Genomic DNA, 8,696 nt, shown 5'->3' on the forward strand with positions numbered 1-8,696 from the left:
GTCGGAACCGATGTCGATCAGGCCTGCGAGTTTCAGGAACTGGCCGAGTCGGATGGAGTCGGTGCTGACCGGAACGTCTTCCATTCGGTCATCATGTCAGGACGGTGCTCGGCCGGTGGAGCCACGGACGACGAGGTGTGACGGCAGCACCACCTGGTTGTCGGCCTGCGGGGGCCGTGTTCCGTCCCGGGTGCCGAGTAGCAGGTCGATCGCGAGTCGGCCCGCTTCGTCGAACTGGCCGGCGAGGGTCGTCAACGGTGGGGAACAGAAGTCGGCGCCGAAGATGTCGTCGTAGCCCACGACACTGATGTCCCGGGGCACATGCACCTCCCGGTCGGTGAAGCGGCGCAGCATTCCGATGGCGAGCAGGTCGTTGTGTGCGATGACCGCGGTGGCGCCCTGTCCGAGTGCGGCGTCCGCCGCGGCTGCTCCGCCTCGCACCGCAGGCGGAAACGGGCCGAGTCGGGTAGCGCTGAGGCCGAGTTTCCGTGTCACTGCCCTGATCGCGTGCCAGCGTTTCGCGGCCAGCCAGGAACGCCGTGGGCCGGCGGCGTAGACGACCGAGCGGTGTCCGAGCGATGCCAGGTGCTCGATGATCTGCCGGGTGCCGTCCTCGTGATCGACGATCGCGCTCGGCACGCCGGTGACCTGGCGGCTGATGAGGGTGAGCCGGTGCCGGTCGGTCAACTCGCCGATCTGCTGGTCGGACATGCGGCTTGCGGCGATCACGAAACCGTCCACCGACCCGCTCAGTCGCTCGATGTGGGCGGCCTCGAGGTCCGGTGATTCCTCGGTGTCGGCCAGGATGAGCGTGCATCCCGCAGCGCGCGTCTGCTGCTCGGCACCTCGGATGATGCCGAAGAAGTGCGGGTTCGTGACGTCGGATACCAGCAGTGCCACCGTCCGTGTGCGCCCCGACGGCAATGCCTGCGCGAGCGGATTGGTGCGGTAGCCGAGCTGCTGGGCGACCTCGACGACGCGGTCCCGGGTTCGTGCGTTGACACGGCCCGGATTGGTGAGCGCTCTCGACACCGTCGAGGTTGCGACGCCCGCTTCCCTGGCCACGTCGTAAATGGTCGGCCGCTTCCGGTCGGTCGGTTCCATCAGCGGGCCCTCAGGACGTTGAACACACGGCGATCCTAGGTAGTTTTGGCAAAGTTTGGCAACCGCTTGCAGTCGATTTTGCCATCTGTCTATCGTCGGTCTCCACTTCACCCGGATCTCAACGTCGAGAGGAACACCGCCGATGAGGGCAATCGTCCTGACCGCTCCCGGCGCGGTCGAGGTCGTACACGACTGGCCTGAGCCGCAGCCGGCCGTCGGCGAGGTCCTGGTGGGCATCCGTGCCGTCGGGCTGTGCGGATCCGACCTCGGTGTGTACGAGGGTCATCGCCCCGTCCCCGAGTTGCCGTGGCTGATGGGACACGAGGGTGGCGGAGAGATCGTCGCCGTCGGCGCCGGTGTGACCGACCGCCATGTGGGCCAGCGGGTCGTGGTCGAACCGAACTACCCGTGCCTGGCGTGCGCGGCATGCCTCGCGGGCCGGACGTCGGCCTGCCCGGATCGCGGGATCGTCGGCATGAACGTGCCCGGCCTGCTGGCCGAACGGGTCGCCGTCCCGGCGCGCTTCGCCCGGCCGGTGCCCGAATCCGTTTCCGACGAGACCCTCGCCTGTCTCGAGCCGCTGGCCGTCGCAAGGGCCGCTGTGCGGCGTTCCGGCGTCGAAGCCGGTGACGAATGTCTGGTGATCGGCGCAGGCTCGCAGGGCCTGTTGCTCTGCCAGGCGCTGCTGGCGCAGGGGGTGCGCGCCTTCGTCACCGAACCGCACCCCGGCAGGCTGGCGCTCGCCGAACGGCTCGGAGCCAAACGCGCCGACCCGGACGACGTACGTGGCTTCCCCGTGGTGGTCGACACGGCCGGCAACGCGCGGACGTGGGGCATCGCACTGCAGGCAGTGGCCGCCACGGGCTCGATCGTGATGGTCGGCATGGGCGATGCGGTCTCGGTGTCCACAACGGAGCTGGCGAGACGGCAACTGGTGATCCGTGGCTCACTGATCTACGACCATCCGGGCGACTTCGCCGACACCGTCGCCGCCGTCGCCGACGGCGTCATCGTGCCGGGGGAGGTGCTCCAGCGCGCGGCGGGACCCGAGCAGGCGGCGGAGGCCTTCGCGCAGGCACGTTCCGCGCCGGGCAAGTCATGGATCGATCTGACCGGCTGGCAGGAGGACCGGCATGGCTGAACAGGACGGGACGGCCGCACGGTCGCGGCCGGGGCCACTGCGCTGGCTGTCCACCATGGAGTCCGTCGTCGGAGGACTGCTGCTCACCACGATCATGGTGCTGATGCTCGGCCAGGCCTTGCAGCGGTATCTGCCCACCGGCGGTTGGGTGGGGTCCGGTGAGCTGGCTCGCTTCAGTCTCGTCTGGATGACCTTCGCGATGGCGGGTTACCTGATGGAACGGGACGCGCACGTCACGCTGAAGGTCATCGACACCGTGACCAGGGGCCTCACCCGCCGGCTGGTGTTCGTCTTCGCGAACATCATGGTCGCGATCGTGTGCCTGAACCTCGCCTACGAGGCGTTCGTGCTGGTGACGGACGAGAGCTCGCAGGTCTCCCCGGCGCTCGGCCTACCCATTCGCTGGTTCTACGTCATCCCGCTCGTCGGGCTTCTGCTCACCGCCCTGCGATCGGTCGTGGCCGTCTTTCTTCCGCCGCCGGCTGTTGGAGAGGAGTCGCAGGCATGAGCATGGTGCTGCTGGCCGCCGGAATCGCCGTCCTGCTCGCGTTGCGCGTGCCCGTCGCGTTCGCCCTCCTGGGGCCGTGCCTGACCTACGTCACCTTCAACGGGCAGTCGGTCGGATTGAGTACCCGCGAACTCACGGGTGCCATCGACAGCTTCCCGTTGCTGGCGGTTCCGCTGTTCATCCTGCTCGGCGTGATCGCCAACCACGCCGGGATCGCGGACCGCATGTTCGACTTCGCGCTCGCGCTCATCGGGCGGGTCAAGGGCAGCCTCGGCTACGTCAACATCGGTGTGAGTCTCGGCTTCTCCTGGATGAGCGGTTCCGCGTTGGCGGATGCGGCCGGACTCGGCAAGGTCGAGGTCCCCGCCATGGTGCGCAAGGGCTACTCGAAACGGTTCTCCGTGGGGATCACCGCCGCCTCCAGTCTGATCGGCCCGGTGATGCCGCCGAGCATCCCGGCCGTGATCTACGCGTCGATCGCCGCCGTATCGACCGGTGCGTTGTTCGCGGCGTCGGTCCTGCCGGCGTTCCTGTTGGCCACCGGGCTCGCGATCGCGGTGTTCGTCTGGGCCCGCCGTCAGCACGATCTGCAGTCCCAGCCGTTCGACTGGGCCCGGTTGCGTCGCGCGACGGCGCGGGTGCTCGCCCCATTGCTCTGTCCGGTGATAATCCTCGGTGGCATCCTCGGCGGATTCTTCACTCCGACCGAGGCCGCGGCCGTCGGTGCGGCGTACGTGCTCATGCTCGGTCTGTGCTATCGCGCGGTGCGGTTGCGGGATCTCGGCGGCATCCTGCGCGACACCGCGGCGACCACGGCGTCGATCACGCTGATCATCGGCGCCTCCGGCCTGCTGGCCTGGATTTTGGCGCGGGAGCAGGTGCCCGAGGCGGTCGCCGACTGGATGCTCGGATTCACCGACAGTCAGATCGTTTTCCTGCTCATGGTCAACGTCCTGCTCATCGTGCTCGGGGCGGTGCTGGAGGGAACCTCGGTGCTGGTGATCACCGTGCCGATCCTGCTTCCGATCGCCGCCGAGTTCGGCGTGAATCCGCTGCACTTCGGGGTCCTCGCGATCGTCAACCTGATGATCGGCTTGCTGACCCCGCCCATCGGCGCCGTGCTGTACGTCCTCAGCCCCGTCACGAAGATGCCCGTGCACGAGGTGTTCCGCGGTACCGCGCCGTTCCTCGTCCCGTTGGTCGCCGTGCTTCTGCTGCTCACGTTCGTGCCGTCGGTGGCCACGTTCTTGCCGCAGGTACTCGGTCTCTGACCCGTAGATGAAACACACCCAGGAGGCAATGATGCCGACAAGGTCAACCAACAGCAGGCGCGCTGTCGCACTCACTCTCGTGACGGTGCTCGCGGGCGGCTGCACCGCCATGGGCGGCGGTGACAACGACGGAGGGGACGGCACGGCCACGTTGTCGTTCGCCAACAGTTACCCCACGGAGCACCCTCACACCCGCTGTGGGATCCAGTCCGTGGCCGACACGATCAACGGACAGGGCAGCGGGCTCACGATCGAGACGTTCCCGAACAGTCAGCTCGGCGACGACGCCGAGCGTTTCAACTCCGTGAAGTCCGGTGACGTGGACATCGACGTGCAGGGTTCGTCGGCACTCGCGGCCAGCTACCCGCCGATCGGCGTGCTCGACATGGCGTATGCGTTCGATGGTCCGGACCAGTTGTTCGAGTTCCTCGACAGTCAGGAAGGCCAGCAACTGAAGGACGACTTCGCGAAGGCCACCGGCACTCGCATCCTCGACGGCTGGTTCTTCGGAATGCGGCACTTCTCGGCGAACCAGCCGATCCGTGAGCCCGCCGACCTCCAGGGGCTGCGGATGCGCTACGCGGACTCGCCGATCTATCTGGAGAACGCCAAGGCGGTGGGTGCGAACGCGACCGCGGTGGCGTTCGAGGAGGTCTACGTCGGTCTGCAGCAGGGCATCATCGATGGCCAGGAGAATCCGATCCCGACGGTCGCGGATCAGAGCTTCGACGAGGTGCAGAGCCACGTCTCGTTGTCCGGTCACCAGACCGGTTCGCAGCTGATCGTCGTGAACGAGGAGAGCTGGCAGCAGCTGTCGGCCGAGCAACAGGATGCGCTCGAGACGTCCGTGCACGAGACCCGCGCGAAGAACCGCACGTGCATCGAGAACGAGGAGCAGAAGATCCTCGACCAGTGGAAGTCCGAGGGCACGATGACGGTCGTGGAGGACGTGGACCGTGACGCGTTCGCCGAGCGGGCACAGCAGCACTTCGAGCGCACGCTCTCCGGTGAGCAGGCGAAGCTCTACGAACAGGTGCAGAGTTCCGCCCGGTAATCGGCGCGGAGCCCGCGAGCTGCAACACTCACCCGAAAGGGGACGGACATGCAGGTTCGGGTGCTCAACGGCCCCAACCTCGGACGGCTCGGCCGCCGCGAGCCCGAGAAGTACGGCAGTACCGGGTACGACGAGCTGGTCGCGTCGTGTCGGGCTCTGGCGGCCGAGCTCGGCCTCGACGTGGACGTGCGGCAGACCGACGCCGAGCACGAGATGCTCGCCTGGGTGCACGAGGCCGCCGATGCCGGTGCCGCGGTCGTGCTGAACCCGGCCGCGTGGACCCACACGTCGGTCGCCCTACGGGACGCGTGCGCGATGCTCGAGGCGCCGCTGGTCGAGGTGCATCTGACGAACGTCCATGCGCGGGAGTCGTTCCGGGCTCACTCGTACATCAGCCCGATCGCCACCGCGTCGATCGTCGGATGCGGCGTGGACGGCTACGCGCTCGCGCTCCGCTGGCTGGCCTCGCGATGACCCGGGTGCGCATCGCCGTCGTGGGCGCCGGTCTCATCGGGCGGCGTCACATCGCACTGGTCGGTTCCGATGCCGGTAGCGAGCTGGTTTCCGTTGTGGACCCCGATCCGGCGGCGCGCGAGGGGCACGGTGTGCCGGGGTACGCCGGCGTTCCGGAGATGCTGGCCGCGGTCCGGCCCGACGCGGTGATCGTCGCGTCTCCGAACCGGTTACACGTCGAGCACGTACTGCACTGCGTCGAGGCACAGATTCCGGTGCTCGTCGAGAAACCCATCGCCGACTCGCCTGCCGAGGCCGCGTCGATGGTGGCGGCGGCGGAGTCGGCGGGTGTGCCGTTGCTGGTTGGTCACCACCGTCGGCACAGCCCTGTCGTGGCGGCGGCGGCCGAAGCCGTCCGAACCGGGGTGCTCGGCAGGCTCGTCGCCGTCCGGGGGAGCGCACTGTTTCGCAAGCCGGACGGCTACTTCGACGAAGCGCCGTGGCGGAGTACGGCCGGCGGCGGGCCGATCCTGATCAACCTCGTCCACGAGATCGACAACCTGCGCGCGTTGTGCGGGGAGGTCACCGAGGTGCAGGCTATGGCGTCGAACGGGGTCCGCGGTTTCGACGTCGAGGACACCGCGGCGGTCACCCTGCGGTTCGGTGCGGGTGCCCTCGGCGTGTTCCTGCTCTCCGACGTGGCAGCCGCACCACACAGCTGGGAACAGACGTCTGCGGAGGACCCCGCGTACCCGAACCATCCCGATGAGGACTGCTACGTGTTGGCGGGCACCGACGGCTCGCTCGGCATCCCCACCATGCGGTTGCGGGTCTTCTCCGGCGAACGTTCCTGGTGGCAGCCCTTCCGGACGTCGGTGTTGGCTCGCTCCGGAGCGGATCCGCTCGTGCGACAGCTCGCGCACTTCTGGGCCGTGGTGCGCGGCGAGACTGCGCCGTTGGTCGACGGTCGCGAAGGGCTTCGGACGCTGCGCGTGACGCACGCGGTAGCCGAGGCGGCCCGGACCGGCACGACAGTGCCCATCCCGTTGACGGAGGTTGAACCATGCACAAAGGGATAGCGACGGTGTGTCTGTCGGGCACGCTCGAGGACAAGCTGAATGCGGCCGCCGCGGCGGGCTTCGGCGGTGTCGAGATCTTCGAGAACGATCTGATCGCCTCCGCCTGGTCACCGGAGCAGGTGCGGGAGCACTGCGATCGGCTGGGCCTGTCGATTGACCTGTACCAGCCGTTCCGTGACTTCGATTCCGCCGATCCCGACACGGTCAGGCGTAATCTGCGCCGTGCAGAACGCAAATTCGACGTCATGCGGCGGCTCGGGACCGACACGATGCTGGTGTGCTCGTCGGTGTCGGCCGATGCCGTGGACGACGACGAGCTGCTCGCCGAGCAGTTGCGGGCACTCGCGGAACGCGCGGGCGAGCACGGGATGCACATCGCCTACGAGGCGCTCGCCTGGGGGCGTGTGGTCGACACCTGGGAGCGCTCGTGGGAGGTCGTGCGGCGTGCCGACCACCCTGCGCTCGGACTGTGCCTGGACAGCTTCCACGTGTTGTCCCGTGCGCAGAGTGGCGGCACGAGCATCGACGGAATCGCGCAGATCCCGGCCGACAAACTGTTCTTCCTGCAGCTCGCCGATGCGCCACATCTGAACATGGACGTGCTGCAGTGGAGCAGACATCATCGGCTGTTCCCCGGACAGGGCTCGTTCGAGCTGGCTGCCTTCACCTCGGCCGTGCTGGCCACAGGCTACGACGGGCCGCTGTCGCTGGAGGTGTTCAACGACGTGTACCGGCAGGCCGAGCCGGGTCGTGCCGCGGTCGACGCCATGCGTTCGCTGGTCGCGTTGGAGGAATCGCTCGGGCGGGAGCCGGCGCCGGCGAGCCCACCGGAACTCACCGGCTACGCCTTCACCGAACTGGCCGTCAGTTCGGCCGCCGACCACCAGGTGGCGCGGGCACTCGCCGCGATGGGCTTCGCGCACGTCGGCCAGCACCGGTCCAAGCCGGTCCAGCTCTGGCAACAGGGCAACGCCCGGGTGCTGCTGAACTCCGGCACGGACCAGGCCACCGCCGTCAGTGCGCTCGCCGTCGACACGGTCGATCCGGCGGCGTCCGCCGCGCGGGCCGAGGCGTTCCTCGCGCCGAAGGTTCCCCGCACGCGTGGGGCCGCCGAGGCCGATCTGAGCGTCGTCGCCGCGCCCGACGGCACGTCCGTGTTCTTCTGCCGGACGGCAGCCGCCGAGGACGGGTGGATGTCCGACTTCATCCTGACCGGAGCGAACTCGCATGCGCTGGCCGGGCTCAGCCACATCGACCATGTCGCGCTGGCACAACCGTTCGACTACTTCGACGAGGCGACGCTGTTCTATCGCGCGGTTCTCGGCCTGGCCCCCTGGCACGATGCCGAGTTCGCCGCACCGTTCGGGCTCGTACGCAATCGGGCGCTGACCGATGCCCGCGGCCTGGTGCGAATAGCGCTGCACGGCACGGTACTGCGCCGCGGTGATTGGGCGCCGGGCGTACCCGATCCGCAGCACATCGCGTTCGCCAGCGACGACATCTTCGCCAGCGCACGGGCGATGAGAGCGCGCGGGGCACCGCTGCTGTCGATCCCCGACAACTACTACGACGACCTCGAGGCGCGGCTGGAGCTCGCACCGGACCTGCTGGCCGCCCTGCGCGAGTGCCAGGTGCTCTACGACCGCGACGACGACGGCGAGTTCTTCCACTTCCACACCGAGGTGCTGGGGGACAGGGTGTTCTTCGAGGTGGTACAGCGGGTCGGTGACTACAGCGGCTACGGCGTCGCGAACGCTCCCATCCGGATGGCCGCGCACCGAGCGGCGCGGCAGGCCTGACGGGCCGCTGCCGGACGCCGTACAGGGCGGTGAAGGGGGCGGTGAACCTCTTGCCGCAGTTGTTCATGGGATTCGCCCCGTGGCGTCGGGGTGTTGGTGGCCAAATGTGCGGGCGATGACGTGTAGCTGGCGGGAGGGCGTGCCGCACGTGGGAAATCGTCGGGGAGGCGCCGGTTGTGCTGGGCGAGTTATGCGACGCGGAGTTCGGTGTCGTCGACGGTGACGATGTCGCCGCGCACGAGTTGTCTGCCGCGGCGGTGTTCGGTTTCGCCGTTGACGTGGATGCG

At 68.4% G+C, this 8,696-nt stretch carries 9 protein-coding genes; 7 read left to right on the plus strand and 2 right to left on the minus strand.

The features are described from left to right. Window positions 1–96: 96 nt before the first annotated feature. Entirely contained in the window at window positions 97–1,104 is a 1,008-nt protein-coding gene (locus tag LY40_RS01405) for a LacI family DNA-binding transcriptional regulator (protein WP_258935687.1), read from the minus strand. A 142-nt stretch (window positions 1,105–1,246) separates the two neighbouring features. Here LY40_RS01405 and LY40_RS01410 point away from each other — a divergent pair, with 142 nt between their 5' ends. Genes LY40_RS01410 through LY40_RS01440 form a run of 7 tightly spaced genes read left to right on the plus strand, consistent with a single transcriptional unit; the run spans window position 1,247 to window position 8,409 of the window. After that, window positions 1,247–2,245 (plus strand): zinc-dependent alcohol dehydrogenase, encoded by a 999-nt coding sequence (locus tag LY40_RS01410; protein ID WP_258935688.1) that lies wholly within the window; start codon window positions 1,247–1,249, stop codon window positions 2,243–2,245. Further along, window positions 2,238–2,753, plus strand: coding sequence for a TRAP transporter small permease (locus LY40_RS01415; protein ID WP_258935689.1), 516 nt, complete (start codon window positions 2,238–2,240; stop codon window positions 2,751–2,753). The genes LY40_RS01410 and LY40_RS01415 overlap by 8 nt, the downstream gene beginning before the upstream one ends. After that, window positions 2,750–4,024, plus strand: coding sequence for a TRAP transporter large permease (locus tag LY40_RS01420; RefSeq protein WP_258935690.1), 1,275 nt, complete (start codon window positions 2,750–2,752; stop codon window positions 4,022–4,024). Before LY40_RS01415 ends, LY40_RS01420 begins: the two co-directional genes overlap by 4 nt. Before the next feature lie 31 nt (window positions 4,025–4,055). Then, on the plus strand, window positions 4,056–5,078 hold the full coding sequence (locus LY40_RS01425; protein WP_258935691.1) for a DctP family TRAP transporter solute-binding subunit: 1,023 nt from the start codon (window positions 4,056–4,058) through the stop codon (window positions 5,076–5,078). A 48-nt stretch (window positions 5,079–5,126) separates the two neighbouring features. Then, window positions 5,127–5,552, plus strand: a complete 426-nt coding sequence (aroQ, locus tag LY40_RS01430; RefSeq protein ID WP_258935692.1) for a type II 3-dehydroquinate dehydratase — start codon at window positions 5,127–5,129, stop codon at window positions 5,550–5,552. Further along, the gene (locus tag LY40_RS01435; protein WP_258935693.1) at window positions 5,549–6,610 is read left to right on the plus strand and encodes a Gfo/Idh/MocA family protein; all 1,062 of its coding nucleotides are present in this window, start codon (window positions 5,549–5,551) and stop codon (window positions 6,608–6,610) included. Before aroQ ends, LY40_RS01435 begins: the two co-directional genes overlap by 4 nt. Further along, complete coding sequence (locus LY40_RS01440; protein ID WP_258935694.1) at window positions 6,595–8,409, plus strand: bifunctional sugar phosphate isomerase/epimerase/4-hydroxyphenylpyruvate dioxygenase family protein; 1,815 nt, start codon at window positions 6,595–6,597, stop codon at window positions 8,407–8,409. The genes LY40_RS01435 and LY40_RS01440 overlap by 16 nt, the downstream gene beginning before the upstream one ends. 188 nt (window positions 8,410–8,597) lie before the next feature. Here the strand turns inward: LY40_RS01440 and LY40_RS01445 are convergent, their stop codons facing one another. Then, window positions 8,598–8,693, minus strand: coding sequence for an RNA-binding S4 domain-containing protein (locus LY40_RS01445; protein WP_258935695.1), 96 nt, complete (start codon window positions 8,691–8,693; stop codon window positions 8,598–8,600). Window positions 8,694–8,696 lie beyond the last annotated feature (3 nt).

Origin of the sequence: Prauserella salsuginis (genome assembly GCF_024648885.1) — a bacterium.
GTDB lineage: Bacteria > Actinomycetota > Actinomycetes > Mycobacteriales > Pseudonocardiaceae > Prauserella > Prauserella salsuginis.